Origin of the sequence: Streptosporangium sp. H16 (assembly GCF_051918855.1) — a bacterium.
Lineage (GTDB): Bacteria > Actinomycetota > Actinomycetes > Streptosporangiales > Streptosporangiaceae > Streptosporangium.
Window position 1 is genome coordinate 17,497 of record NZ_JBPXMD010000024.1, and the last position, 26,821, is coordinate 44,317.

Consider the following 26,821-nt stretch of genomic DNA (forward strand, 5'->3'; position numbering starts at 1 on the left):
AACGCTGCGCCGCACCGGTCGCGACAGCCCCCGCCGAGACGGGATGAGCCCATGGCCAGGCTGCCGGTCGATGCCGCGCAGACGGCATGACACGGCTGCCTACCACCACTTCTCCTGGTCCCACGCGGTACCCGGGATGACGTAGCGCGTGTGGCTGCCGCGCAGCCAGTCGGCGTCGAGTTCCCGCCCGGTGACCCGGCCGACGAGCCGGAAGGCGGCGTCGAGCACCTCGTCCACCGGGGTTTCCAGGTCGAGGGGCAGCCCGTCCATGTACCGGTCGAGCGCGTCGGGCTCGGGGCCGAACCTTTCGCTGGGGTCGACCAGGGACACGCTCGTGCACGCGCGTCCGTCCACCACGTATTCCAGGTCCTCCGCGCCTTCCGTTTCCAGCAGCGGCCACCCCAGGTAGAGGAGCGCGCCGCCTTCCGACAGCTTCAGCTGCGGTTCGTTCATGCCGATGTGCGGGCCCTCGTACTGGATGATCTGCGTCCAGCCGGGGGCCTGCTCACCGATCCACAGCACGCCGGTCTCCGCGTCCAGCGCTCCCAGCCCGTCGCCGATCTCCGCCCATGAACACGCGGTCGCGGAATCGGGATCGGCCCGCAGCCGGGCGGCGGCTTCGGCGACGCTGAGGCCCTTGCACCAGGCGCCGACGAAGACGTCGTGGAGTTCGTACGCGTTGAGCAGGTCGTAACGCTCGTTGGGGAAGGCCACGGTCGATTCCTGTCCGGATAGGGGAGCGCTCCGGCGCGGCCCGTGGGAAACGGGCCGCGCCGGAGCGGTGTCGCGATCATTCTGCTGGTCGACGATCCTCACCCAGGGCTCGTTGTCGGTGCCCACGCGACAGCGCGAGTGGAATGCCGGCAGGTACCGCCCGTGGAGGTTGTAAGACGGCCCGTGCCGCCAAGGCGGGACACTCGGCCGGACATGACCCGCATGTGCCCCACGATGGCTCACGCCGTTGTCCGGCGACTAAGGGAACGGGTAAAACCGCAGTCCGGACGGGTGGGGCGCCGGGGATTCGAACCCTGAACCCACGGGTTGAAAGTCCGCGGCTCCACCGGGAGCCGTTCTCCGTGCGCGAAGGCCGGAGAGGGGCCTCGACCCGGGCGTGCGGGAAAGAGCATGATGGCCTGATGTCGTACGCTGACGCCTTCGCCCGCAGCATCGCCGATCCCGAGGACTTCTGGGCCGAGGCCGCCGAGGCGGTCACCTGGAGCAGGCCGCCGCGCGAGGTGCTGGACGCGGGGGCGCCGCCCTTCTACCGGTGGTTTCCCGACGGGGAGCTGAACACCTGTCACAACGCGCTGGACCGGCACGTCGAGGCCGGTCACGGCGACCGGCTCGCGCTGGTCCACGACAGCCCGGTGACGGGCACCGGCAGGCGCCACACCTACGCCGAGCTGCGCGACGAGGTCGCGAGGTTCGCCGGGGTGCTGCGCTCGCTCGGGGTGGAGCAGGGCGACCGGGTGGTGGTTTACATGCCGATGGTGCCCGAGGCGGTGATCGCCATGCTGGCGTGCGCGCGGCTGGGGGCGGTGCACTCGGTGGTGTTCGGCGGGTTCGCGCCCAAGGAGCTGGCGGCCAGGATCGACGACGCGCGCCCCAAGGTGGTCGTGTCGGCCTCCTGCGGGATCGAGCCCTCACGCGTGGTGCCGTACAAGCCGATGCTCGACGCCGCGCTGGGGCTGGCCGCGCACGCGCCCGCGCACTGCGTGATCCTGCAGCGCGAGCAGGCCCCCGCCGAGCCGGTGGAGGGGCGGGACGTCGACTGGGCGGACGCGATGGCGAAGGCCGAACCGGCCGACTGCGTGCCGGTGCGGGCGACCGACCCGCTCTACATCCTCTACACCAGCGGCACGACCGGCCTGCCGAAGGGCGTCGTGCGCGACAACGGCGGGCACGCGGTGGCGCTGCTGTGGAGCATGGCCAACGTCTACGACATCGCGCCGGGCGAGGTGTTCTGGGCGGCCTCCGACGTCGGCTGGGTCGTCGGGCACTCCTACATCGTGTACGGGCCGCTGCTGCGCGGCGCCACGACCGTGCTGTACGAGGGCAAGCCGGTCGGCACCCCCGACGCGGGCGCGTTCTGGCGAGTGATCGCCGAGCACCGGGTGAACGCGCTGTTCACGGCGCCGACCGCGTTCCGCGCCATCAGGAAGGCCGACCCGGAGGCGGCCCTGCTCGGCGGGTACGACATCTCGTCGCTGCGGACGCTGTTCCTCGCCGGTGAACGCCTGGATCCCGACACCTACCACTGGGCGGCGGACAGGCTGGGCGTGCCGGTCGTCGACCACTGGTGGCAGACCGAGACCGGCTGGCCCGTCGCCGCCAACCTGCGCGGGCTGGAACCCATGCCGGTCAAACCGGGCTCCCCCACCGTGCCCGTCCCCGGGTACGACGTGCGCGTGCTGAGGGCCTCCGGCGCCGAGTGCGCCCCCGGGGAGGAGGGGGCGATCTGCATCCGGCTCCCGCTCCCGCCGGGCACCCTTCCCACCCTCTGGCAGGACGACGAGCGCTACGTGAAGTCCTACCTGTCGGCCTTCCCCGGCCACTACCTGACCGGCGACGGCGGCCACCTCGACGAGGACGGCTACCTGTTCGTGATGGGCCGCACCGACGACGTGATCAACGTGGCCGGGCACCGGCTGTCGACCGGGTCCATGGAGGCGGTGCTGGCCGCGCATCCGGCGGTGGCCGAGTGCGCGGTCATCGGGGTCGCCGACGAGCTGAAGGGGCAGGTGCCGCGCGGTTTCGTGGTGCTGAAGAGCGGGACGGAGATCGACCCGGAGACCCTGCGGGCCGAGCTGGTCCTGGCCGTCCGCGAGCAGGTGGGCGCCGTGGCCGCCTTCCGGCAGGTGGACGTGGTCCCGGCCCTGCCGAAGACCCGGTCGGGGAAGATCCTGCGCAAGACCATGCGCGGCATCGCGGAGGGCTCCGACGAGCCCGCCCCCTCGACCATCGAGGACGCGACGGTGCTGGACGTGCTGCGCCCCATCATCGGCCGCCGCACCGCCGCGGACGGCTAGAAGGCCGGAATCTCCCGAGGTCACCCCGGGTGTTCTCAACAATTCGCGTGACGGCCGCGCCGATCGGACGGTCCACGCTCGGCATCATCACGGTTACGATCAGTTCCCCTTCACGGCTTATCACGCCATGCCGTCGTTAAGGTCCTATCGTGGCGAACGACGCGGGCAGGCTGGTCGCCGGGCGATACCGGCTGATAAACGTACTGGGCCGCGGCGGGATGGGCACGGTGTGGCGGGCGCGGGACGAGAGCCTGCACCGCCAGGTGGCGGTCAAAGAACTCATCCTCCCCGATCACCTGGACGTTTCCGCGCGCGAGACGCTCTACAAGCGGATGCAGCGTGAGGCCCGCGCCGCGGCGCAGCTGAAACATTCGGCGATCATCACCGTTCACGACCATGTCGTCGAGGCCGACGGCCGCCCGTGGATCGTGACAGAGATCGTCGACGGGCCCTCGCTGGACGAGGTGCTGAGAACCCGGGGGCGCCTGCCGCCCCAGCGGGTGGCGGCGATCGGCAGGCAGATCCTCGCGGCGCTGACGGTCGCGCACGCCGCCGGGATCACCCATCGCGACATCAAACCCGCCAACGTCCTGCTCGAAGGCGAGCGGGTCGTGCTGACCGACTTCGGGATCGCCGCCGTCGAGGGAGACGTCACCCTCACCGGCGCCGGCGTCACCCTGGGCACCCCCGCCTTCATCTCTCCCGAGCAGATCAACGGCCACCCCGCCACCGCGGCGTCGGACCTGTGGTCGCTGGGCGCCACCCTGTACGCCGCGGTCGAGGGCCGCCGTCCGTTCAGCGGCACGACGCACGGATCGATCTACGTCTCGATCGCCACCCGGCCGCCCGCCCCGCCCGTGCACGCCGGTCCTCTGGCGCCCGTTCTGGAGGGGCTGCTGCGTAAGGACCCCGCCCTGCGCCTCACCGGCTCCCAGGCCGCCGCCGCGCTCGCCGGGATCGCCGCCGCCCCGCCCCCCACCTCTCCGGCCGCCACCGAGCCCGCGCGGGTCCCCGCGCGCACCCCCCGGCGCGGGCTCCGCCCCGCGATCGCGGTGGCCGCGGCGATCCTGGTCACCGCCGCCACCGCGGCCTACCTGTTCCGGCCCGCGCCGGACCCCGCGAGAACAACCGTCGTCGCCCAGCTCAGGGGGCACGCCGAGAGGGTGAACGTCGTGGCGTTCAGCCCCGACGGCGGAACGCTGGCAGGCGGCGACGGCGACGGCGCGGTGATCGTGTGGGACGTCGCGACCCGGCGACCGGTCGGCGACCCGATGAAAGGCCACACCAGGGCGGTGGAGGCGATGGCGTTCAGCCCGGACGGCGGGCTCCTGGCCAGTGGCGGCAACAACGGCGAGGGAACCGACTCCGGCGACCACACGGTGATCCTGTGGGACACACGGACCCGGCAGCCGGCCGGCGACCCCCTCACCGGCCACACCGACTGGATACGGTCGGTCGCCTTCAGCCCCGACGGCAAGACCCTCGCCACGAGTAGTGCCGACAAGACAGTGATCCTGTGGGACACGGCGACCCGGCAGCAGATCGGCGACCCCCTCACCGGCCACACCGACTGGGTGCAGTCGGTCGCCTTCAGCCCCGACGGCAGGACCCTCGCCACCGGCGGCGACGACACGACGGTGATCCTCTGGGACGTCGCGACCCGGCAGCAGATCGGCGACCCCCTCACCGGCCACACCGATCTGGTGCGGTCGGTCGTCTTCGGCCCCGACGGCAGGACCCTCGCCACCGGCGGCCGCGACAAAACGGTGATCCTCTGGGACGTCACGGCCCGCCGGCCGATCGGCGACCCCCTCACCGGCCATCCGGACGAGATCCACACCGTCGCGCTCAGCCCGGACGGCGCAACCCTGGCCGTGGGCACCGGTTCCGTCGTACGGCTGTGGGACCCGGCGACCCGGCGGCCGATCGGCGGCCCGCTCACCGGCCACGCGGGTCCGGTCTGGTCGGCCGCCTTCGCTCCCGACGGGAGGATCCTCGCCACCGGTGGCGACGACAAGACAGTGATCCTGTGGGACACCTCCTTCGCGGCCGGTGCGGACACGGCCGTTCCGTGGACGTGGCTCGCCGGGGCGGTCGTGCTGGTCGTGGTGGCGGCGGGAGCGGTGGTGATCCTGCGGCGGCGCGGCGGGCGGGCTCCCGCCGGGGAGGCCACCGGGGTCGGACCCTCGGCGGCCTCCTAGCGGGGCTGTTCCGCAGAAGGGCCACGACCGTAGCGGCGACCCTTCGCGACAAACCCTGCCCTAACGTTTTGTGGAAACTTCTACTCTTTCATCAGAGTTCTTCGAGCGTCCCTGTGGCGCCAGGTACGCCCACTGCCAGAGCGTCTCGACGGGACCTCGTTCGAAGCGCCGCAGCCACAGCGTGGACAGCGTCATGAAGAGCGCGCAGATGCCCGCCCAGGCCGCCAGGACCCACCACGGCCGCAGGTCGTCGAGCGACGCGGCCAGGCCGAGTCCCCAGCCGTAGCAGAGCGCCGACGCGACCAGGTTCTGGAAGATGTAGGAGCTCAGGGCGGTACGGCCGACGTTGTTCAGCCCTCGCCTCAGCACGCCGGGGGCGCCGGTCGCCCGCCGCGCGAGGGTCGCGACGAGGCCGAGCAGGCCCAGTGCCACCAGCGGGGGCAGCAGGTAGCGGTCCACCAGGAACCAGCCGGGGCCGGCGAAGGCGGTGACCAGGTTCAGCGGCAGGGCCACGGCGAGCCCGGCGACCATGAGCCTCCGGCGCAGCGTGGCGCCCCGCTCCGAGTCCTCGAACACCCCGGCGCGCATCAGCCGGGAGCCGAGCAGGAACAGCACGATGCCCATCGGGACGATGAGGACGATCTCGATCCGGTAGAGACCGATCATCTCGATCCGGGCGGCGACCTGCTGCGGGTAGGTGCCGTCGGTGAAGAGCGTGGACGACTCCGGCCCGGTGTCCAGGCTCTCCGAGGTGGTGCCGACGGTGAGCAGCGCGATCAGCGCGGTGAAGACCGTCCCGACGGTGATCATCCACACCTTGACCACGCGGTCGCTCCTGCCGATCAGGTACGCCACGATGATCGAGGTCAGCGCGTAGCCCATCAGCACGTCGAACTCGAAGATCAGCAGGTAGTGGATCAGGCCCTCGACGAACAGCAGCCCGGCCCGCCACAGGTACCAGCCGGGCCACGGCACGCCGCGGCGGGCGGCCGAGCGGTACTGGAGTTCGAGCCCGACCCCGAAGAGCAGGGTGAGCAGCGCGAGGAACTTGCCGTTGGTGAGGAAGCGGAGGAGCGTCTCCACGGTTTCCGGCCTGCCCAGCGCCCCGATGACGTCGGCGGGGCCGCCGGGATCGGTGAAGATCCAGATGTTCGTGCCCAGGGTGCCGACGATGGCGATTCCCCTGAGCAGGTCGAGCACTTCTATGCGGCGACTTGTCACGCCTTCCACGATCCCGTCCGGAGGGCCCGCGGACATCGTCACGCAGGCCCATCCGGGACGTACATCGATGTGTGTACCCGGACCGGGTTACGGCCCGCCGGACCGTGGAGACGAAGTCCGGTCAGCCTCCGGAGACGACGCGGGCGTGCAGCCGGGCGGCGGTCGCCGGGTCCCAGCCGAACGCCTTCCGGCCGGCCAGCCACGCCGCCGCCGCCGCGCCGTCGCCCGCCAGGACCGTCGAGGGACCCAGCCTCTCCCGTACGGCGGAGGCGACCGGTCCCTCACTGGTCAGCACGCTCCCGGCCAGCACGATCGGGCTCGTCTCGCCCGCCCGGCGGACCTCGGCCACCGTCTCGCAGAGCAGCCGGGCCGCGGTGGACACGATCTCCAGGGCGGCCGGGTCCCCCTCCGCCGCCGCCCTGCTGACGAGCGGGGCGAGCCGGGCCAGCTCCAGCGGGGGCCGCGACTGCGCGCGGACCACCAGCCTGATCGCCAGTGCCCGCATCTCCTCCGTCGTGCCCGCGCCGCCCTCTCCCATCTCGGCGACGGCCGGCCCCGAGACCTCGTCCTCCAGGAGGGCGTCGGTGACGAGGCGGGTGAGCCTGCCGCCCGCGTCCCCCCGGCTGAGGGCGTGGGCGGCGGCGCCGGCCGCCTCCCTGCCCAGCCAGAACCCGGAGCCCTGGTCGCCCAGCAGCCAGCCGAGCCCGTCGGCGATCATCACCGGCTCGCCGTCCTCGATCCTGGCGGCGATGGCCCCGGTCCCGGCGATGAGCGCGGTGCCGCGCGGTTCCGCCGTACCGGCGGCGAAGGCGATGCCCAGGTCGCCGGTGAGGCGGGGCGGGACGCGCAGGCCGGCGGCGGCCCACATGGGGTCGAACACCAGGCGGTCCAGCGCCCCGCCGCCCGCCAGCCCGATCACCGCCCCGGCCACCAGGCCCGGGTCGATCCCGCGCAGGGCGAGCTCCAGCGCCAGGCCGATGTTGGCCACCGCGACGGCGTTGCCGTGGGCCGCGGGATTGCCGCCCGGCGCCCTCCCGTACCCGGCCCGCCGCCCCGAGGCGTCGAGCAGGAGGGCCCGCGAGGAGGTCCCGCCGACGTCCAGCCCGAGGACGTACATCGCGTTCAGAGGTGCTCGCCGAAGAACGCGGCGGCCGCCTCGACCGCCCGGGTGACGTGCGGTTCGGCGTCGTAGAGGTCGATGTGCAGCCTGGCGTCCAGCCAGACGATCCTCTTGGGCTCGTCCATCCGCCGGTACGCCTCCTCGGCCCCCTCGGGCGAGCAGAAGCGGTCGACCAGGCCGTGCACGATCAGGCCGGGCTTGGGCGACAGGAAGTCGGCGCCCGTCATGTTGTCCATGGTGATCAGCTCCCGGACGGAGGCCCGGGTGACCTCGTTGCGCCAGTGCTCCGAGGCGCCCCTGGAGGTGCCGTAGTAGGCGAACGGCTCGTCGCCCGGCATCGCCGCCTCCCCCTCCTCGGCCACCGCGGGCAGGTACTCCACCTCACCACCCCTGTCCTGGCGCTCCAGCACCGCTGTGAACGAGGCCAGCGCCTCCTGGTACCCGGCGGGCGACATCCCGGCGCGCATGCCGTAGGGGTTGTTGTAGGCCCCCGCGATGCCCGCGAACGCCTTCACCCGGGGGTCGAACGCGCTGAACTTGAGCGCGTAGCCCCCGCCGAGGCAGATCCCGACCGCGCCGATCCTGTCGCCGTCCACCTCGGGACGCGAGCGCAGCAGCGAGACCGCGGCCCGCAGGTCCTCCAGCTTGCCCTGGGCGTCCTCGTGGTTGCGCGGTTCCCCGCCCGACTCTCCCCAGTTGCGGTGGTCGAAGGCCAGCGTCGCGTACCCCGCCTCGGCCAGCCGGGCGGCGTACAGGCCGGTGACCTGGTCCCGGGTGCCGGTGAACGGGCCCGTGAGGACCAGGGCGGGGTGCGGGCCCGGCGCCGCCGGAATCCGCAGGTCGCCGACGAGGGTGATCCCTCCGGCGGTGAACTTCACCTTTTCGGACATGCTCCAAGTCTGTACGGCCCGCGCGGCGGAAGCCAACGGCGTTCCCCCGCCGGCCCCGGACCCGGCCGTTCTCCGGCCCGTCCCCCGTCGTCCCTGATCGTCCCATGCCGTCCCCGCCCCCGCCCGACCGGCCTGAGCCGGGAGCGGGAGCGGGAGCGGGGACGGCCGTTGGGAACCAGGGACCTCGGGAACCTCAGGAGTCGAAGCCGAGACCCATCCGGTCCAGGGTCCGCAGCCAAAGGTTGCGGCGCCCCTGATGCAGGTCGGCCTGGGCGATCGACCAGCGGGTCATCTGGATCCCGGCCGAGCGGACCGGCTCGGGCGGGAACGGGACGGGCTTCTCCTTGACCATCCGCAGCTCGGTCCGCTCGGTCCGCTCTCCGGCGAGCAGGTCGAGCATGACGTTCGCCCCGAACCGGGTCGCGCCGACGCCCATGCCGGTGTATCCGGCGGCATAGGCGAGGCGCCCGCCGTGCGACTGGCCGTAGAAGGCGCTGAACCGGCTGCAGGTGTCGATCACGCCGCCCCACCTGTGGGTGAAGCGCAGCCCGGACAGCTGGGGGAACGTGGTGAAGAAGTGTTCCGCCAGCTTGACGAAGGTCTCGTCGCGCTGCTCGTACTCGGGCTTGATCATGCCGCCGTTGTAGTAGACCGCGTCGTAACCGCCCCAGAGGATCCGGTTGTCCTCGGTCAGCCGGTAGTAGTGGAACTGGTTGGCCGCGTCCCCGACCCCCTGCCGGTTGTGCCAGCCCACCGAGGCCAGCCGGCCGGCCGAGAGCGGCTCGGTCATCAGGGCGTAGTCGTAGACCGGCACCAGGAAGTGCTTCAGCCGCCGCAGCAGCGGCTGGAACACGCCGGTGCCGAGCGCCACCTTGCGCGCCCTGACGCTGCCGTGCGGGGTGATCAGGTCCAGGCTCGTCGGGGTGTCCCTCATCGTGCGTACCGGCGTGCGCTCGTGGATGCGCACGCCCAGCGAGAGGCAGGCCTGCCGGAGCCCCCAGGCCAGCCGGGCGGGGTCGAGCATGGCGCAGCCGTCGCGCTCCCAGTGGCCCCCGATGTACGTGGGCGAGTTCACCTCCGCCCGCACCTGTTCGGTGTCGAGGACGTCGAAGCGGGCGCCCAAATCGCGGGCGACGCCGACGTTGCGGTTCATCTCCTCCAGCTGCCACGGCTCGGTGGCCACGTGCAGCTCGCCGGTGCGCTCGTAGCCGCAGTCGATGCCGTATCCGGCGACCGCCTCGCCGATCTCGTCGAGGTTGTCGAGACCGAGGCGTTCGAGCGTGGAGATCTCCTCGGGCCAGCGCTCCAGCCCGTTGGCGATGCCGTGGGTCAGCGTGGCCATCGCGAAGCCGCCGTTGCGGCCGGACGCCGCCCAGCCGACCCGGCGCCCCTCGAGGAGGACGACGTCGAGCGAGGGGTCGCGTTCCTTGGCCATCAGGGCGGTCCAGAGCCCCGAGAAGCCGCCGCCGACCACCGCCAGGTCGGCGGTGGTCTCGCCGAAGAGCCGCGCCAGCGGCTCGGGTTTCGCCGGACTGTCGAGCCAGTACGGCTTGCGCTCCGCGTCAGCAAGAGCCTTCAGCGGATCCACAAATCTCACTTCCCTACGTGAGTCAGGTTGTCTTTGTGTGTATCGCGTGATCATGGAGATCGCGCGCGGGTTCCCCCCGCCTGAATCCGATCTCGCCTCCCTGTTCTCTGCCGGGAATCTGTTCTCCGCCGGGATATTGTCCGCCGCGGCCCTCGCCGCCGGGAACCCGGGACCCGGAGATCCGGGAGCCCGGGTACACCGAAGCCCCGTGCCACCCGGTGAGGGCACGGGGCTCGGCGGAGACTAGGTGCGGCGGCGCGCGGTGACCGTGTTGACCACGGCGATGGCGACGCCTACCGCGAATATAAGCGTTCCGATGACGTTCACCTGAGGCGGCACCCCGATGCGGGTGGCGCCCCAGATCCACAGCGGGAACGTCTGGACGGCGCCGCTGGTGAACTGGGTGATCACGAAGTCGTCGATGGACAGGGCGAAGGCCAGCAGCGCGCCCGAGACGACGCCGGGCAGGATCATCGGGAAGGTGATCCGCCAGAACGTGATCCAGGTGGACGCGCCGAGGTCGCGCGCCGCCTCCTCGATCGACCGGTCGAGCCCGATCACCCGGGCCCGCACGGTGATCGCCACGAAGGACAGCGAGAACAGCACGTGCGCGACGACCACGGTCGCGAAGCCGGTCTGCACGCCGACGCTGATGAACAGCGACAGCAGCGAGGCGCCCATGACCAGTTCGGGCGAGGCGATCGCGGCGAACATCACCAGGTTGGTGGCGCCCTGCCCGCGGAACCGGTAGCGGCCCAGGGCCAGGCCCATGAGCGTGCCGAGCAACGTCGTGATCACCGTGGAGAGCAGGGCGATGGAGATGGAGTTGCGCACCGCTTTGAGCAGTTCGGGATACTCGTCCAGGCGTCCCCACCACTGGAGGGTGAAGCCCTGCCAGGTCACGTTCGACTTGCTCTGGGTGTCGTTGAAGCCGAACACGATCATGACGGCGATCGGCAGGAACAGCCAGATCAGGATCAGCCACACGTAGCCGAAGAGCAGCCGGTCGCCCAGCCGCCTCCGTCCCCGCGGGGACCTCCGCCCGGCGGGCGCGTCCGCCGCCGGGGCCTGCGTGACGTCGATGGTGCCGCTCATCGGGCCGCCGCCTCCAGGACGTTCTCGGTGCCGAGCGCCTTGGCGTAGGCGAAGATGCCGACCAGCATCGCCGCCATCAGCGTGAACGACAGCGCGGCGGCGGTCGGGTAGTCGTTGTTGACCAGATACTCGGTCTGGATGATGTTGCCGATCATCGTGTTCTCCGGGCCGCCGAGGATGCCCGCGTTGACGTAGTCGGCGGTCATCGGGACGAACGTCATCAGCACCCCGGCGAACACGCCCGGCAGCGAGAGCGGCAGCACGATCCTGGTGAACGCCTCGCGCCTGGCCGCGTAGAGGTCCTGTGCGGCCTCGACGACCTTGGGGTCCACCCGCTCCAGCGCGACGTAGATCGGCAGGATCATGAACGGCAGGTAGTTGTAGACCAGCCCGCCGATCACCGCGAACGTCGTCTGCAGCACGTGGAAGTCCTCGGGCAGCAGCCCTGCCGACTTCAACGGCCCCAGCAGCATGCCGTCGTCGGCGAGCATGAACCGCCACGACACCGTGCGCAGCACGAACGACACGAAGAACGGCAGCAGCACCAGCAGCAGGTAGGTGGACTTGCGGCTGCCGCCCTTGAAGGCGATCCAGTAGGCCATCGGGTAGGCCAGCGCGATGGAGATCACGGTCGCGGCCAGGCCGTACCCCGCCGAGCGCAGGAACTGCGTCTGGTACTGCGCCAGGGCGTCGCCGTACACCGCGAAGTTGAACGTCTGGACGAATCCGTCGACCACGTTGCCCTCCTGGGTGGAGACCGAGGCCATGAAGACCATCGGCACCACCAGGAAGATCGCGAGCCAGAGTCCGCCGGGCAGGATGAGCAGGTAGGGGGCGAGGCGCTTCACCGGCCGACGACCCCTTCCTGTCCGAGTCGCTCTCTCATCCGCCTAGCCCTGCGTGACCGGCTGGAAGATGTCCTCGAAGATCTTCTCCTCCGCGGAGGTGAGCGTCTTGTACGACCGCAGCTTGGCCATGTCCGCCTCCGAGGGGAAGATCAGCGGACTCTCGGCGATCTGCTCGAGCGCCTTCTTCTCGTCGCCCTCGGCCTTGGCCGCGTCGGCGAGGACGAGGTCCTTGGCGGAGGAGACCGGCGTGATGAAGTTGATGTACTCGACCAGCATCGTGGCGATCTTGGGCTGGTAGACGTAGTCCATCAGGGTGAGCGCGTCGACCGGGTTCAGCGCGGTCTTCGGGATGCACATGTTGTCGGTCCAGATCGTGCCGCCCTCCTCGGGCACCACGAACCGCAGGTCCTTGCCCTCGGCGACCTGCTGGAAGATGTCGCCCGACCAGGCCATGGTGATCCAGATGTCGCCCCTGGCGAGGGCGTCGACGTAGTCGTTCTCGTAGTACTTGCGCACCAGCCCCGCGTCGCGCTGCTCCTTGAGCTTCTCGCCTGCCTTCTTCCAGTCGGCCTCGGTCGACTTGTCGGGGTCGATGCCCAGGGCGAACATGCCGAAGTTGGCGACCTCCTGGGTGTCGAGCATCATGCCGACCTTGCCCTTGTACTTGGGGTTCCAGAGGTCCTGGATGCTCTTGACCTCGTCCACGTACTTGGGGTTGTAGGCGATGCCGGTGACGCCGACCGTCCACGGGATCGTGTGGGCGTTGTTGGGGTCCCAGGTGGGGTTCTTCACCGCGGAGCTCGCGTTGGCCGCGAAGTTCGGCAGCTTGGAGTGGTCGAGGGGGACGAGGTAGCCCAGCGCGATGGCCTTGCTCAGCTGGAGGCCGTTGGTCAGGACCATCAGGTCGTAGCCGATGTCGTTGTTGGCGGCGAGCAGCGGCTGGACCTTGCCGAAGAACGTGCTGTTGTCCTGGATGGCCTCCTGGTAGGAGACCTGGATGCCGGTGTCGGCGGTGAACAGCTCCAGCGAGGGGTACCGCTTGCCGTCCTTGTCGATGTAGAGCGGCCAGTTGGCGAAGCGCAGCGTGCCGTTCTTCTTCTTGGAGCCCCAGTATTCGGCGATGGCGTCCCTGGGGGGGACGGTCGCCACCTTCTTGCCCTCCACGCCGCAGGCGGCGAGGGCGAGGGCCGCGGCCGACAGCCCGCCGAGGCGGAGGGCGTCACGGCGCGTGACGGAGCGGCTCTGCGTCATGCCTCGCAGAAAGGCGGGGTTCGTGCGGGGGTCCATGTCGAGCTCAACTTCCGATCGCGTACGAGTGGTGCGGCAGCCACGACAGCCAGACGGCGTCGCCGCGCTCCGCCGTGCTCGTGCTGTCGAGTGCGTTCTGCTGGAAAACGGTCACCTCTGCACCATGGGCCAGGCAGACCGTATAACTGGTGTAAAGCCCCAGATAGACCACCTCTGAGACGGTGCCTCGCACGACGCTGAGGTCTCCGGTGGGCTCCTCCGTGGTAATCCTGATCTTCTCCGGGCGCACCGTGATCGCGATCGGTTCCCCGGCACGGAACGATCCGCCCTCGGCGAGGACGTGGTCGTCATCACCCAGCTTAAGCACCGCGAAGCCCGACTGGAAACGGTCGACAGTGCCGCTGAGCAGGTTGGACGTGCCGATGAACCCGGCCACGAAAGCGGTCGCGGGCCGCTCGTAGATCTCTCTGGGAGTGCCGAGCTGCTCGACCTGGCCGTCGTTCATGACGGCGATGCGGTCACTCATCGTGAGCGCCTCGCTCTGGTCGTGGGTGACGTACACGAAGGTGATGCCGACCTCGCGCTGGATGCGCTTGAGCTCGATCTGCATGGCCTGGCGGAGCTTGAGGTCGAGGGCGCCGAGCGGCTCGTCCAGCAGGAGCGCGCGGGGGTTGTTGACCAGGGCCCGGGCCAGGGCGACCCGCTGCTGCTGGCCTCCGGACATCTCCCGGGGGCGGCGTTTCTCGCGCCCGGTGAGATCGACGATCTCCAGGATCTCCCCGACCCGGCGCTTGATCTCGGCGTCGGCCACCTTCTTGCGCCGGAGGCCGAACGCGACGTTCTCCCAGACGTTCATGTGCGGGAAGAGGGCGTACGACTGGAAGACCATGTTGACGTCGCGCTTGTTGGGGGGGACGTCGGTGACGTCCTGGCCGTGCAGCCGCACGTTGCCGCGCGAGGGGTCCTCGAAGCCGGCGATCATGCGCATGGTGGTGGTCTTGCCGCAGCCCGAGGGGCCGAGGAGCGAGAAGAACTCCCCCTCGGCGATCGACAGGGTGACACCCTTGACCGCCTGGACGACCTCGCCGTGGGAGACGTACTCCTTGACGACCCCGTCAAGTTCGATTGCGGGTACGTGGGGCGAGCGGGAGACGGTGTCGGCCGTCTCCGTACTCGCCTGGATTTCGGTCATGCCAGGCTTATCCCTCTGTTCGCGGCTATTCGCCGATGTAGTGCATGACGTGCTTGACGCGCATGTAGTCGTGCAACCCGAAAACGGACAGGTCCTTGCCGTAACCGGAGTGCTTGAAGCCTCCGTGCGGCATCTCCGAGACGAACGGGATGTGGGTGTTGACCCACACCACGCCGAAGTCGAGACGGTTCGACACCCGCATCGCCCGGCCGTGGTCGGAGGTCCACACCGAGCCGGAGAGGCCGTACCTGACGCCGTTGGCCTTGGCGACCGCGTCGGCCTCGTCGGAGAAGGTCTGGACGGTGATCACCGGCCCGAACACCTCGTTCTGCACCATCTCGTCGTCCTGCTTGAGGCCGTCGACGACGGTGGGGGCGAAGAAGTAGCCCCGGTCGCCGATCCGGTTCCCGCCGGTCAGGACCTTGGCGTGGCCGGGGACCCGGTCGATGAAGCCGGTGACGCGGGCCAGCTGGTCGGCGTTGTTGAGCGGGCCGTAGAGGGCGTCCTCGTCGGAGAGGTCGCCGGTCACGGTGCTCGCCGCCGCCTCGGTGAGCGCGGCCACGAACTCGTCGTGGACGTCCTCGTGGACCAGCACGCGGCAGGCCGCGGTGCAGTCCTGGCCGGCGTTGTACAGGCCCGCGGTGGCGATGGACTCCGCGGCGGACTTGAGGTCCCTGACGTCGTCGAACACGACGACGGGCGCCTTGCCGCCCAGCTCCAGGTGCACCCGCTTGAGGTCGTCGGCGGCGCTCCTGGCCACGGCCATGCCCGCGCCGACCGAACCGGTGATCGCGACCATCGACGCGGTCGGGTGGCCGACGACCAGCGCGCCGGTCTCCCGGTCGCCGACGACGACGTTGAAGACGCCCTTCGGCAGGACGTCACCGAGGATCTCGGCCAGCTTGACCGTGGAGACGGGGGTGGTGTCCGAGGGCTTGAGCACCACGGTGTTGCCCGCGGCGAGCGCCGGGGCGATCTTCCAGACCGCCATCATCATCGGGTAGTTCCAGGGGGTGACCTGGCCCACCACGCCGATCGGCTCGTGCCGGATGACGGAGGTGTGGTCGGCGAGGAACTCGCCCGACGTCGGGCCCTCCAGCGTGCGCGCGGCCCCCGCGAAGAAGCGGAAGTGGTCGGCGGCGATCGGGGTCTCGTCCTCGGCCATCCGGGCGCGCGGCTTGCCGGTGTTGCGGCACTCGGCCTCGTTCAGCTCCTCGGCCCGCGCGTCGATCGCGTCGGCCACCTTCAGCAGGAGGTTGGCGCGCTCACCCGGGGTGGCCCGGCTCCACGACTCGAACGCTGCGGCGGCGGCGGCATAGGCCGCGTCGACGTCCTCGGGACCCGAGACGGGGGCCTTAAGGTAGATCTCGCCGGTGCATGGATCGATGACGTCGGAGAACCGGTCGCTCCTGGCCTCCACGAGTTCGCCGCCGATGTAATTCCGCAGGCGAGGGAATTCGCTGGTCTCAACCGGGGTGGTCACCGTCGGCCTCCTAAGGATCGGGGCTGAGTTGTCGCGACTCTTACAGAGCGACAGCCTTACGACAAGGGATTTCGTTGTTAAGATACCAAATTGCTACGAAATCGCTTGACAGAAGCGCCGGAACTGACAGCATGTCGCATCGGAGCCGCAACATGACGGCAACAGCCCCGCAACATGACGCCAGGGAGCGCCCATGACGACGCCGCCCAAGGTTCGCCGCGAAAACGACGCCAGGCCCGGCCCCGTCGTCCTCGACGAGATCTCCAAGCAGATCATCGAGCAACTGCAGACGGACGGGCGCAAGCCGTACGCCGCGATCGGCAAGGCGGTGGGGCTCTCCGAGGCCGCCGTGCGCCAGCGGGTGCAGCGCCTGCTCGACGCGGGGGTGATGCAGATCGTCGCGGTGACCGACCCGCTCACCCTGGGTTTCCCCCGCCAGGCCATGATCGGTATCAAGTGCGAGGGCGACCTGGAGACGGTGGCCGACGAGCTGTCGGCCATCAGGGAGATCGACTACGTCGTGCTGACCGCCGGGTCGCTGGACATCATGGTCGAGGTCGTCTGCGAGAGCGACCAGCATCTCCTGGAGATCCTCGGCAAGATCCGGGCCATCCCCACCGTCCGCGCCACCGAGACCTTCGTCTACCTCAAGCTTCACAAGCAGACCTACTCCTGGGGTACCCGCTGACGGGTCCCGGCGCACACTCCTGCGCCTTCCGCGTCCGGTACCTCGCCGTACCGCCGCGGGCCGGCGGAGGGACCTCCGGCATACCGCCGCGGGCCGGTGGAGGGTCGCCTCCGGCGTACCGCCGCGGACCGGCCGAGCCAGGAGGGCCCGTGCCGCTAGAGGCCGCGAGAGGCCTCGTCGCCGGCTGACGGATCACGAAAGGCGTCGTCGCCGGCCGGGCGGGGCTCCAGGACGTCCGCGAGCTCGTCGAGGAACTCGTCGACCTCGGCGATCGCGTACCCCGGCCTCAGCATCACCGTGGCGAACCTCGCCGCGCGCACGTCGCCGGGGGTGAGGGGCGTGTCGGTGGTACCGCGCAGGGTGGCCACGATCCGGTCGAGGAAGGCGTCGACCTCGTCCTCGTTGTAGCCCATGCCGAGCCGTCCCGGCCTGAAGGCGACCCGCTCGACCCGGGCGGCGCGGTCCTCGTTCTCCTCCCGCTCGGGCTCTTCTGGCGCGGCACGGCGGGCGGGGACGACCGGGCGCCCGTCCGCGCCGGTGGGCCGGGTCTCGATCGCCACGATGAAGGCCTCGAGCGCGAAGTCGACGGCGACCTCGTTGTAGCCGCCGAGCCTGGTGCGGAACCGGGCGTCGCGGATCTCGTCCGCGGTGACCGGCTCACCTTCCGGGGCGCCCCTGCCGAGGGTCCCCTCGATCCGGCGGACCAGCAGGTCCACCTGGTCCGGGTCATATCCCATGCGAATCCCGAGGACCCGTGGAAAGCGGTTCAAACCCGCGTCCTTTCGCGTCTCCCCGATAGGGCCTTTATCCGATGTATCCATTCTGGAGGGAATAGCCGGACAAAAGCGAGACGTCTGGGGCGGGCGTGTAGCCTGGTGTTCCAATGGACACCGGGATCCGCGAAAACGGCCTCGGCACGCGGCGGGACCCGGACAGTCCCGTCACGACGAATGACGACGAGGATATCCGGGGGTGACAGCTCGGGTGATCGGAGAGAAAGGCGGAGACGGGGCCCGAAGGCCGGGTGAACGGCGGGAAAGGCGGAAACCGAGTCCGGCCGATCGAGACGCTCCGCCGGACTCGGTTTCCTGAAAAATCCTGATTTAGTTATTTATCAGGTCGAAGCTCTCCCAGGGGCCGACCGCGTCGCGGTCGGCGATCAGCGGCTGGGCGCCGCCGCCCTCGGCGCACACCAGCTTGTTGTTGACCTGGGCCCTGAGGCTGACCGAGCCGTCCGGGTTGGTGATGAGCTGGAAGACCTCCCAGAGGCCCACCGCGTCGCGGTCGGCGATCAGCGGCTGGGCTCCGGCGCCCTCCGCGGCCACGAACTTGTTGTTGATCTTCGCGCGCAGCGCGATGGTGCCGTCGCTCTGGTTGACCCGCTCGAACTGCTGCGCCGTCCCGGTGGACGTCCCGTTCGCGATCAGCGGCGAGCCGTTGGAGGCGGTGACGTAGAGACCGTTGGCCTTGGAGCGCAGGCTGATCGTCCCGTTGCTCGTGCCGCCGGGGAGACCCAGGGTGGAGGCGGTGCCGCTCAGGGCCTTGACGCCCTGGTTGGCGGAGCCGGTCAGCGTCGTGGAGGCGTAGCCGCTCAGCGGCTTGGCGGTCCGCTCCACGACGTACACGGCGTTGGCGGCGGTGGCGAAGGAGACCTCGCCGGTGGAGACGGTGGTCAGGATGGCGTTGTCGGAGGCGCGGCGCACCCGGATCTGCTGGGTGCCCCAGGGGTTGACCACCGTGGCCTGCTTGCCGTACAGGCTCCTGAGCCCGACGTACTTGATCTCCCCGGCCTCGCGCTCGGAGCTGACCTGGAAGCCGTCCTTGGCCAGGAGGGTGAACCTGCCGACGAAGGAGGAGTCGCCCGGCACCGCGGGGAACACCCTGATCTTGTCGTTGTAGCTCTGCATGAGCGACTCGTTCAGCGCCGACAGGTGCACGCCGAGATACTCGAAGACGCCGTTGGTGTTGGTCGTCATGCCGTTGGGGTAATTCTGGTACTTCTGCAGCATCGTCTTCATGCCCTGGTACGCCTGGTCGCCGAGACCGAGGCGGGCCGCCTGCACCGCGTCGTTGGACCAGACGTTGCCGTAGGGGAACGGCCGCTGGTTCCAGGTGTTCAGCGCGGTCTGGTAGTCGGGGTAGCCGATGCCGGTGATGTTGTACGGCCAGATCAGCTCCGAGGCGACGTTCTCGTTGTTCCTCGTCTGCGAGATCGGCGGCTCGTGGGGCAGGTAGGCGCCGTTGCCCGTCGGGTAGGCGACGAGGTTGTTCACGATGTTCTGCCAGTCGGCGCGCAGGCCGGCGTCAAGGCCGAGCTGCTGGCTGACCTGGATCGTCAGCGGGAAGATGCTGCGCACCGCGGCCAGGTCGGTGATCGCGTTGCGGACGTTCCAGTACGTCTCGTGGGAGTGGGAGTTGGCCATGTAGTACTTGCCGGTCGGCCCGTCGAAGGACAGCAGGCCCTTGTAGAGCTTCGCGGTCTCCCGCATGTACGGGTACGCCACGTCCCGCAGGTAGTTCGCGTCGTTGGTGTAGCGGTACTGCAGGTACATGTTGTACGCGGCCTGGTAGCCGGTCGTCAGGATGTTCTTGGTGTAGTCGCTGTTGACCGTGCCGCGCGCGTTGCCGTCCCAGCCCATGGTCTCGGGCACCCACAGGGCGTCGATCCCGTACCTCGTCTGCGTGTACGCCTTCAGCGCGGTGTGGTTACGGCTGTAGAGCCGGTTGAAGGTGTTCATCAGGTCGGCGTGGTTGGAGGCGAGGAAGGAGTTGTAGACGTCCCGCTGGTTCCAGTACCAGTAGGCGTTGCTCCACTTGGAGTTGTCCTGCGTGGCGCGGAAGACACCGTTGATGAAGTGCAGCGGGTAGTTGCCGTAGCCGCCCGCGGCGATCATGTACGTGCTGAGGTAGTAGACGTTCTCCAGGTAGTCCGCGTCGCGGTTGGAGGTGGAGTACTGGACGAACGACTTCTCCCAGAACGCGTGCCACCAGTTGCGGTAGTTGTTGTACGTGGTGGTGTAGCCGGTGTTCCTCACCGAGGCGAGCTGGCTGCGGGCCTGGGCCACCGAGTCGCGGTTGGGGGCGTTGATCCGGCTCGCGGCGGTGAACCAGATCGTGTAGCTGGACGTGGGCGTGATGTTCAGCCGCACCTTCCTGCCGTCCACGACCTGGGTGGTGAAGTTCGCGCCCTCGACGGTGGCGGCCATGGTGTAGCCGAAGCCGTTCGCGTCGGTCTGGCCCCGGCTGAACCCGGCCACGCCGGAGTCGGAGAAGGTGGAGATCGTCCGCCAGGTGTTCAGGTCGGGCACGTCCGCGATGTTCTGGACGGTGGCCGGGTCCCACATGCTGAGGTCGAACGCCACGTTGGACACGCCGCCCCGGGTGTCCTCGACGTGGATGCCCATGACCTCGGAGTTCGGCGACCCCATCACGGTCACGGTCCGGTTGGAGTCGTACTTGGTGGTCAGCGTCCCGTCGTACAGCGACAGCCGCTGCTGGAAGGTCGTGTACCCGGTGTCCATGGCCGGGGTGGTGCTGAGGTTCGCCAGGCCCGCCGCGTAGGTCGACTGCGGCGACAGGTCCACCCCCGACACCTGCATCGTCAGCCCGTTCTGGTTCCAGGCCATCGCCCCGGTGCGGCCGTTGCCGACGGTCAGGCCCTGGACCGGGTTGGTGTTGGGGCGGTTGTAGACGATGTCGTGCTTCGACAGGTACGACCCGCGGTCGACCCTCAGCGCCCCGGTCGCCTGGTCGAAGGCCGTGTCACCCGGTGCCGCCCACGCCGGCACGGCCATGCCGACCGAGGCCAGGCATGTCACGAGGAACCACATCAGTAAGAGGCGTACTGGTTTTCTCGGCATGATCTTCCTTAATCGCCACCGGGGACGGCGGCCACGCCGCCCCGCCTTGACCGAGCGCGCGACTCACCCACCTGCGTGCCGGCGCCGCCGCTCGGGGAGAGCGGGTCGCTTCGGCGGGACGTTCCGGTGGGCGGGTGACGTGATGCAGGGGAGCTACGCCGGGGAGTCAGGGAGCCGCCGCCGGCAATCGGCGACCGGCGGCGACTCCCTGACTTCCCCGTGGGGACAGATCCGTCACCAGGACACCTGTGGTCACAGGCCGGGCCTGCTTCACATTTGGTAGATCGGATCTGTCAGCCGTAGTTAACATCGGACGTCTGTATACGTCAAGATGTGAAATATCCCCTTTGGACAGGAAAACCTGCCCCGCGAGCGCGATAAGTCGCTGACCAGGCCGTATTTTGTCCATCTCGTCCGGAAATTACAGCGTGCCACAAATAAATACATCCGATGTATCAAGATCATCGCAAGGCGAATCGCCTGTTAGCGCTCCCATACATTGACGCTTTCGCCAGGCCGTGCGAATCTTTTGTCGTACGGCGGCGAATGTCTCGACATCTCCGCCGAAAGGTTGTCACCAGGTGCGGCGGCGCGCTCCTCTCCCCCTAGGAGTAGACGTATGCGCCGGATCTCGCGGGTTCTCCTCGCGCTGGCCGTCATGATCACCGGAGCCATCGCGCTGCTACCCGGTACCGCCTCGGCGGCCCCCCTGACCAAGGTCCTCATCTTCTCCAAGACAGCCGGCTTCCGGCACTCCTCCATCCCCTTCGGGATCTCCGCCATCCAGCAACTCGGCGCGGCAGAAGGCTTCACGGCGGTCGCCACGGAGGACGCGGGCGCCTTCACCACCGCCAACCTCGCCCAGTACCAGGCGGTCATCTGGCTGTCGACCACCGGCGACGTGCTCAACGCGACGCAGCAGACCGCGTTCCAGTCCTACATCGCGAGCGGAGGCGGATACGTCGGCGTCCACGCCGCGGCCGACACCGAGTACGACTGGCCCTGGTACGGAGGCCTGGTCGGGGCGTACTTCCGCGCCCACCCCGCCACCCAGCAGGCGACGATCCGCGTCGAGGACCGGGCGAACCCGTCCACCTCGCACCTGGCGCCCACCTGGACCCGCACCGACGAGTGGTACGACTACCGCGCCAACCCGCGCACCGCCGTCAAGGTGCTGGCCAACCTGGACGAGTCGTCCTACAGCGGCGGCGGCATGGGCGCCGACCACCCGATCACCTGGTGCCAGGACTACCAGGGCGGCCGGGCCTGGTACACCGGCCTCGGTCACACCGACGAGTCCTACGCCGACCCCGGCTTCACGAAGATGCTGCTCGGCGGCATCCAGGTCGCCGCGAAGGCGAAGGCCGCCGACTGCCGTCCCGAGACCGGCTACACGCCGCTGTTCGACGGCACACAGGCCAGCTTCGGCAAGTGGCGGCAGGCCGGCCCCGGCGGCTTCACCCTCGCCAACGGGACGCTGTCCTCGGTCGGCGGCATGGGCCTGCTCTGGTACCCCGTCTCGACCTTCTCCAACTACTCGCTCAAGCTCGACTGGATGATGCCGGGCGACGACAACGGCGGCGTCTTCATCGGCTTCCCCGACCCGGGCAACGACCCGTGGCAGCCGGTCGACCTGGGACACGAGATCCAGATCGACGCCTCCGACGCCGACCCCACCCGGACCACGGGCAGCGTCTACAGCTTCAAGGCGCCCGACACGGCCGCGCGCGCCGCGGCGCTCAACCCGCCCGGCTCCTGGAACACCTACGAGATCGCGGTGCACGGGCAGCGCGTCGAGATCTACCTCAACGGCACCAAGATCAACGACTACACGAGCACGCGGAACATCGCCAACGGCTACATCGGCGTCCAGAACGACGGTGACGGGCTCGACATCAACTACCGCAACATCCGCATCAAGCAGGACGGTCCCTCGAACCCTCCGACCACCGACCTGGCGCGGGGCAGGCCGGTCACGGTCAGCAGCGTGGAGACCGGCAGCGCGCACGTCGGATCCAACGCGGTGGACGGCGACCCCGCCACCCGCTGGGGCAGCGCCTACGCCGACCCCCAGTGGATCACCGTCGACCTCGGCGCGACCTACGACCTCAACCGGGCCCGGCTGAACTGGGAGGCCGCCTACGGCAAGGCGTACCAGGTGCAGACCTCCACCGACAACAGCACCTGGACCAACGCCTACTCCACCACCACCTCCGACGGCGGAGTGGACGACCTCTCCCTCACCGGCACCGGACGCTACGTGCGTGTGTACGGCACCCAGCGCGGCCTGGCCCCCTACGGCTACTCGCTGTGGGACCTCAGCGTCTACGGCACCCCCGTTTCCTCGACCCCCACGCTGCTGTCCGCCGGCAGGCCGGTCACGGTCAGCAGCGTGGAGACCGGCAGCGCGCACGTCGGATCCAACGCGGTGGACGGCGACCCCGCCACCCGCTGGGGCAGCGCCTACGCCGACCCGCAGTGGATCACCGTCGACCTGGGAGCCACCCGCTCGATCAACCGGGTCCGGCTGAACTGGGAGGCCGCCTACGGCAAGGCGTACCAGGTGCAGACCTCCACCGACAACAGCACCTGGACCGACGTGTACTCCACCACCGCGGGTGACGGGGGCGTCGACGACCTGACCGTCAGCGGCACCGGACGCTACGTGCGCGTGTACGGCACCCAGCGCGGCCTGACCCCCTACGGCTACTCCCTGTGGGACCTCGACATCTACGGCACCTGACACCACTCCGCACGCGTCTGCCTTTTCACCCCCCAGGAGACCTTCGTGTTAGGTTTCACGCGCCTTCGTACGACCTTGGGCGTTCTCGTTCTCGCTCTCGCCGCCGCCGCGGCGGGAGCCACCGGCACCACCGCCGCGGCGTCGACCGCCACCACGATCGGGACCGCCTCCGCCTCCTCGCTCGGGACCACCGCCGCTCTCGCCCCGCCGCCGACCAGCGCGTTCGAGAAGGTCAAGCTGGACGGCGGGCTGTCGATGGGCGAGCCCATCGAGCTCTCCGTCCTGCCCGACGGCAAGGTCCTCTACATCAACCGGGGCACCACCTCCGGCGGCGGCCAGGTCCGCCTGTACAACCCCGCGACGAAGGCCACGACCGTGGCGCTCACGCTCCAGCTGGACGCGCGCTTCGAGGACGGGCTCATCGGCATCACCCTCCACCCGAAGTTCGCCACCAACTACTGGGTGTACCTCTTCCACTCGCCCAAGGTGACGCCGCTGGTGAACCGGATCTCCCGGTTCACCTTCAACACCACCGCCAACGTCCTCGACCCGGCCAGCGAGGACATGATCATCGAGTGGCCCACCGAGCGTGAGCTGTGCTGCCACTCGGCCGGCTCGATGACCTGGGACAGCGACGACAACCTGTACTTCGCCGTCGGCGACAACACCAACTCCGGCGGCGACTCGGCGGGCATGGCCCCGATCGACGAGCGCACGAGCCGCAACCCGCAGTACGACGCGCAGCGCACCTCCGGCAACACCAACGACCTGCGCGGCAAGATCAACCGGATCCACCCGGAGAACAACGGCACCTACACCATCCCCGCGGGCAACCTCTTCGCCCCGGGCACCGCGCAGACCAGGCCCGAGATCTACGTCATGGGCACCCGCAACCCGTACCGGATCTGGGTCGACAAGAAGTCGGGCAACACCCTGCACTGGGGCGAGGTCGGCCCCGACGCGAACGCGACCCTCGCCAACCGCGGTCCCGCCGCCTACGACGAGTTCAACCGCGCCACCGGGCCCGGCAACTACGGCTGGCCCTACTGCGGCGGTCCCAACGTCGCCTACAACGACTGGGACTTCGCGGCGAACGCCCCCCGCGGCTGGTTCCCCTGCGGCGGCACGACCGGCCCGGTGAACAACTCGCCGCGCAACACCGGCCTCCAGCAGCTGCCCCCCACCAAGCCCGCGCTGGTCTGGGAGCAGCACGGCGGCAGCAAGGAGTGGCCCGCCCTGGACAACCCCGGCGGCTGCGGCTCCCCCAACCACGCCGAGGTCTACCACTACGACCCGAACCTCGTCTCGGACGTGAAGTGGCCCGTCTACTACGACAACAAGCTGCTGATCTCCGAGTACTGCCGTAACTGGATCAAGGAGGTCCAGTTCGGCAACGGCAACCCGACCACCGGGACGCCGACCGTCATCGAGCCGGTGCTCGCGGGGATGAACCTCGTGCACCCCATCGACATGGAGTTCGGCCCCGACGGCTCGCTCTACCTGCTGGAGTACGGCAGCGGCTACTTCTCCGGCGCCTCCGACGCCGGCCTCTACAAGATCAACCACGTGCAGGGCGGGCGGTCACCGATCGCCCAGGCCACGGTGAACCGGGACAACGGGCTCGCCCCGCTCGCGGTCACCTTCTCCAGTGCCGGGACCTCCGACCCCGACGGTGACGCGCTCACCTACGCCTGGGACTTCGACGACAACGGCACCGTCGACTCCACCGCCGCCAACCCCATGCACACCTACACGACCAACGGCGACAAGCGGGCCAGGCTCACCGTCAGGGACCCGGGCAACCGCACCGGGACCGTCGTGGTCCCCATCGTGGTGGGCAACAACCGGCCCGCGGTGACGCTGAACGGCCTGCCCGCCGGAGGCATGTACAGCTGGGGCGACGACCTGGTCTCGACCGCGACCGCGACCGACGCGCAGGACGGCACGCCCCCCTGCGCCGACGTCGTCATCCGTGCCGCGCTCGGCCACCAGGAGCACGCCCACGAGGAGGGCCAGGGCACCGGCTGCGGCTTCACCGTGAACACCGGTCCCATCCACGCCGGGCTCGACGCCGTGCAGTTCTTCGTGATCCGCGGCGGCTACACCGACCGCGGCGCGACCGGCAGCGTCCCGCTCACCGGCGAGAAGGAGATCACGCTCTGGCCCAAGCAGTGGCAGGCCGAGCACTACGTCCAGCTCAACGGCCCCAGGGTCGTCGACCAGGCGGCGGCGGAGGGCGCCAAGCGGCTCGGTGACATCCAGAACGGCGAGTGGGTCAAGCACCACGCCATCAGCCTCAAGGGCATCACCGGGGTGAGGGCGCGCGTCTCCTCCGCCAACGCGGGCGGCACCGTGTCGTTCCGCCTCGACTCGCCCACCGGCCCCGAGGTCGCCCGCGTCGCGGTCGCCGGAACCGGCGGCTGGGACAACTACGCCGAGGTGACCGCCCCCGTCACCAAACCCGACGACGGCACCCACGACCTGTACATCGTCTTCACCGGAACCGGCACCGGCGCCCTGTTCGACCTGGACAGCTACACCTTCACCGGTGCCGGGGCCGGCACCCCGCCCGGCGACCCCGACCCCACCACCGACCTGGCACGGGGCAGGCCGGTAACGACCTCCAGCGTGGAGAGCGGCAGCGCGCACGCCGGATCCAACGCGGTGGACGGCAACCCCGCCACCCGCTGGGGCAGCACCTACGCCGACCCGCAGTGGATCACCGTCGACCTCGGCGCGACCTACGACCTCAACCGGGTCCGGCTGAACTGGGAGGCCGCCTACGGCAAGGCATACCAGGTACAGACCTCCACCGACAACAGCACCTGGACCAACGCCTACTCCACCACCACCTCCGACGGCGGGGTCGACGACCTCTCCCTCACCGGCACCGGACGCTACGTGCGCGTCCACGGCACCCAGCGAGCCCTGCCCGCCTACGGCTACTCGCTGTGGGACCTCAGCGTCTACGGCACCCCCGCCACCTCGACCCCCACGCTGCTGTCCGTCGGCAAGCCGGTCACGACCAGCAGCGTGGAGGAGGGCAACGGCCGGGTCGGCGCCTACGCCGTGGACGGCGACCCCGCCACCCGCTGGAGCAGCGCCTACAGCGACCCGCAGTGGATCACCGTCGACCTGGGAGCCACCCGCTCGATCAACCGGGTCCGGCTGAACTGGGAGGCCGCCTACGGCAAGGCGTACCAGGTGCAGACCTCCACCGACAACAGCACCTGGACCGACGTCTACTCCACCGTCGCCTCCGACGGCGGGGTGGACGACCTGACCGTCAGCGGCAGCGGGCGCTACGTGCGCGTGTACGGCACCCAGCGCGGCCTGACCGCCTACGGCTACTCGCTGTGGGACCTCGACGTCTACGGCAGCTGATCCCGTGGACTCGGAGCCGGACGGCGCGTGACACCGCCCAGGCTCGATGACGACGGGGACCTCGCGTTCACGCGGGGTCCCCGTTCACGTCCCGGGAGGGCGCGGCGGGAGAGCGGGACCCGCCGGGCCGGGCGGGACACCGGGTGAGCGGGGACACAGGGACACGGGGACACAGCCGAAAGCGCGGACGCCGGGAACCCGGCCGGAGAACCGGGAGATCGAGGGCGCAGG

General features: G+C 69.8%; 17 protein-coding genes. 5 read left to right on the top strand and 12 right to left on the bottom strand.

The features are described from left to right. Positions 1-99: 99 nt before the first annotated feature. Complete coding sequence (locus ACTOQ2_RS31695) at positions 100-714, bottom strand: DUF6461 domain-containing protein (protein ID WP_440104509.1); 615 nt, start codon at positions 712-714, stop codon at positions 100-102. A gap of 422 nt (positions 715-1,136) precedes the next feature. Between ACTOQ2_RS31695 and ACTOQ2_RS31700 the strand changes: the two genes are divergently transcribed. Next, positions 1,137-3,029: a propionyl-CoA synthetase gene (locus ACTOQ2_RS31700; RefSeq protein ID WP_440104510.1), complete on the top strand. Its 1,893-nt coding sequence runs from the start codon at positions 1,137-1,139 to the stop codon at positions 3,027-3,029. 149 nt (positions 3,030-3,178) lie between these two features. Further along, complete coding sequence (locus tag ACTOQ2_RS31705; protein WP_440104512.1) at positions 3,179-5,230, top strand: WD40 repeat domain-containing serine/threonine protein kinase; 2,052 nt, start codon at positions 3,179-3,181, stop codon at positions 5,228-5,230. A gap of 60 nt (positions 5,231-5,290) precedes the next feature. Here ACTOQ2_RS31705 and ACTOQ2_RS31710 read toward each other — a convergent pair whose 3' ends face one another. From ACTOQ2_RS31710 to ACTOQ2_RS31750, 9 genes are all read right to left on the bottom strand, one after another. Then, positions 5,291-6,451 (bottom strand): DUF418 domain-containing protein, encoded by a 1,161-nt coding sequence (locus ACTOQ2_RS31710; RefSeq protein WP_440104514.1) that lies wholly within the window; start codon positions 6,449-6,451, stop codon positions 5,291-5,293. A gap of 121 nt (positions 6,452-6,572) precedes the next feature. Beyond that, on the bottom strand, positions 6,573-7,568 hold the full coding sequence (locus tag ACTOQ2_RS31715; protein WP_440104515.1) for an N-acetylglucosamine kinase: 996 nt from the start codon (positions 7,566-7,568) through the stop codon (positions 6,573-6,575). A 5-nt stretch (positions 7,569-7,573) separates the two neighbouring features. Continuing rightward, on the bottom strand, positions 7,574-8,461 hold the full coding sequence (locus ACTOQ2_RS31720; RefSeq protein WP_440104517.1) for an alpha/beta hydrolase: 888 nt from the start codon (positions 8,459-8,461) through the stop codon (positions 7,574-7,576). A gap of 193 nt (positions 8,462-8,654) precedes the next feature. Continuing rightward, positions 8,655-10,049, bottom strand: coding sequence for an NAD(P)/FAD-dependent oxidoreductase (locus ACTOQ2_RS31725; RefSeq protein ID WP_440104577.1), 1,395 nt, complete (start codon positions 10,047-10,049; stop codon positions 8,655-8,657). Positions 10,050-10,292: 243 nt separating this feature from the next. Further along, a complete protein-coding gene (locus ACTOQ2_RS31730) occupies positions 10,293-11,144 on the bottom strand; it encodes an ABC transporter permease (RefSeq protein ID WP_440104518.1) in 852 nt (283 codons plus the stop codon). Continuing rightward, positions 11,141-11,992, bottom strand: coding sequence for an ABC transporter permease (locus ACTOQ2_RS31735; RefSeq protein WP_440104520.1), 852 nt, complete (start codon positions 11,990-11,992; stop codon positions 11,141-11,143). The genes ACTOQ2_RS31730 and ACTOQ2_RS31735 overlap by 4 nt, the downstream gene beginning before the upstream one ends. A gap of 42 nt (positions 11,993-12,034) precedes the next feature. Further along, complete coding sequence (locus tag ACTOQ2_RS31740) at positions 12,035-13,279, bottom strand: polyamine ABC transporter substrate-binding protein (RefSeq protein WP_440104521.1); 1,245 nt, start codon at positions 13,277-13,279, stop codon at positions 12,035-12,037. 7 nt (positions 13,280-13,286) lie between these two features. Continuing rightward, positions 13,287-14,432, bottom strand: coding sequence for an ABC transporter ATP-binding protein (locus ACTOQ2_RS31745; protein WP_440086855.1), 1,146 nt, complete (start codon positions 14,430-14,432; stop codon positions 13,287-13,289). A gap of 25 nt (positions 14,433-14,457) precedes the next feature. Continuing rightward, on the bottom strand, positions 14,458-15,915 hold the full coding sequence (locus ACTOQ2_RS31750) for a gamma-aminobutyraldehyde dehydrogenase (protein ID WP_440104522.1): 1,458 nt from the start codon (positions 15,913-15,915) through the stop codon (positions 14,458-14,460). 193 nt (positions 15,916-16,108) lie between these two features. Here ACTOQ2_RS31750 and ACTOQ2_RS31755 point away from each other — a divergent pair, with 193 nt between their 5' ends. Next, entirely contained in the window at positions 16,109-16,603 is a 495-nt protein-coding gene (locus tag ACTOQ2_RS31755; RefSeq protein ID WP_329091340.1) for an Lrp/AsnC family transcriptional regulator, read from the top strand. A 155-nt stretch (positions 16,604-16,758) separates the two neighbouring features. On the opposite strand, the gene ACTOQ2_RS31760 is transcribed toward ACTOQ2_RS31755, so the two are convergent. Then, positions 16,759-17,340, bottom strand: coding sequence for a DivIVA domain-containing protein (locus ACTOQ2_RS31760; RefSeq protein WP_440104523.1), 582 nt, complete (start codon positions 17,338-17,340; stop codon positions 16,759-16,761). 366 nt (positions 17,341-17,706) lie between these two features. Next, entirely contained in the window at positions 17,707-20,463 is a 2,757-nt protein-coding gene (locus ACTOQ2_RS31765) for a glycosyl hydrolase family 95 catalytic domain-containing protein (RefSeq protein ID WP_440104524.1), read from the bottom strand. Positions 20,464-21,082: 619 nt separating this feature from the next. On the opposite strand from ACTOQ2_RS31765, the gene ACTOQ2_RS31770 reads away from it, so the two are divergent. Both ACTOQ2_RS31770 and ACTOQ2_RS31775 read left to right on the top strand, forming a co-directional pair. Further along, the gene (locus ACTOQ2_RS31770) at positions 21,083-23,206 is read left to right on the top strand and encodes a ThuA domain-containing protein (RefSeq protein ID WP_440104525.1); all 2,124 of its coding nucleotides are present in this window, start codon (positions 21,083-21,085) and stop codon (positions 23,204-23,206) included. A gap of 45 nt (positions 23,207-23,251) precedes the next feature. Next, positions 23,252-26,590, top strand: a complete 3,339-nt coding sequence (locus ACTOQ2_RS31775; protein ID WP_440104526.1) for a galactose-binding domain-containing protein — start codon at positions 23,252-23,254, stop codon at positions 26,588-26,590. The last annotated feature ends 231 nt before the right edge of the window (positions 26,591-26,821 follow it).

Coding starts and splice junctions, on each gene's coding strand:
- ACTOQ2_RS31700 (WP_440104510.1), top strand. CDS start 1,137: ATGTCGTACGCTGACGCCTTCGCCCGCAGCATCGCCGATCCCGAGGAC.
- ACTOQ2_RS31715 (WP_440104515.1), bottom strand. CDS start 7,568: ATGTACGTCCTCGGGCTGGACGTCGGCGGGACCTCCTCGCGGGCCCTC.
- ACTOQ2_RS31720 (WP_440104517.1), bottom strand. CDS start 8,461: ATGTCCGAAAAGGTGAAGTTCACCGCCGGAGGGATCACCCTCGTCGGC.
- ACTOQ2_RS31730 (WP_440104518.1), bottom strand. CDS start 11,144: ATGAGCGGCACCATCGACGTCACGCAGGCCCCGGCGGCGGACGCGCCC.
- ACTOQ2_RS31740 (WP_440104521.1), bottom strand. CDS start 13,279: ATGGACCCCCGCACGAACCCCGCCTTTCTGCGAGGCATGACGCAGAGC.
- ACTOQ2_RS31745 (WP_440086855.1), bottom strand. CDS start 14,432: ATGACCGAAATCCAGGCGAGTACGGAGACGGCCGACACCGTCTCCCGC.
- ACTOQ2_RS31755 (WP_329091340.1), top strand. CDS start 16,109: ATGACGACGCCGCCCAAGGTTCGCCGCGAAAACGACGCCAGGCCCGGC.
- ACTOQ2_RS31760 (WP_440104523.1), bottom strand. CDS start 17,340: ATGGGATATGACCCGGACCAGGTGGACCTGCTGGTCCGCCGGATCGAG.
- ACTOQ2_RS31765 (WP_440104524.1), bottom strand. CDS start 20,463: ATGCCGAGAAAACCAGTACGCCTCTTACTGATGTGGTTCCTCGTGACA.
- ACTOQ2_RS31770 (WP_440104525.1), top strand. CDS start 21,083: ATGCGCCGGATCTCGCGGGTTCTCCTCGCGCTGGCCGTCATGATCACC.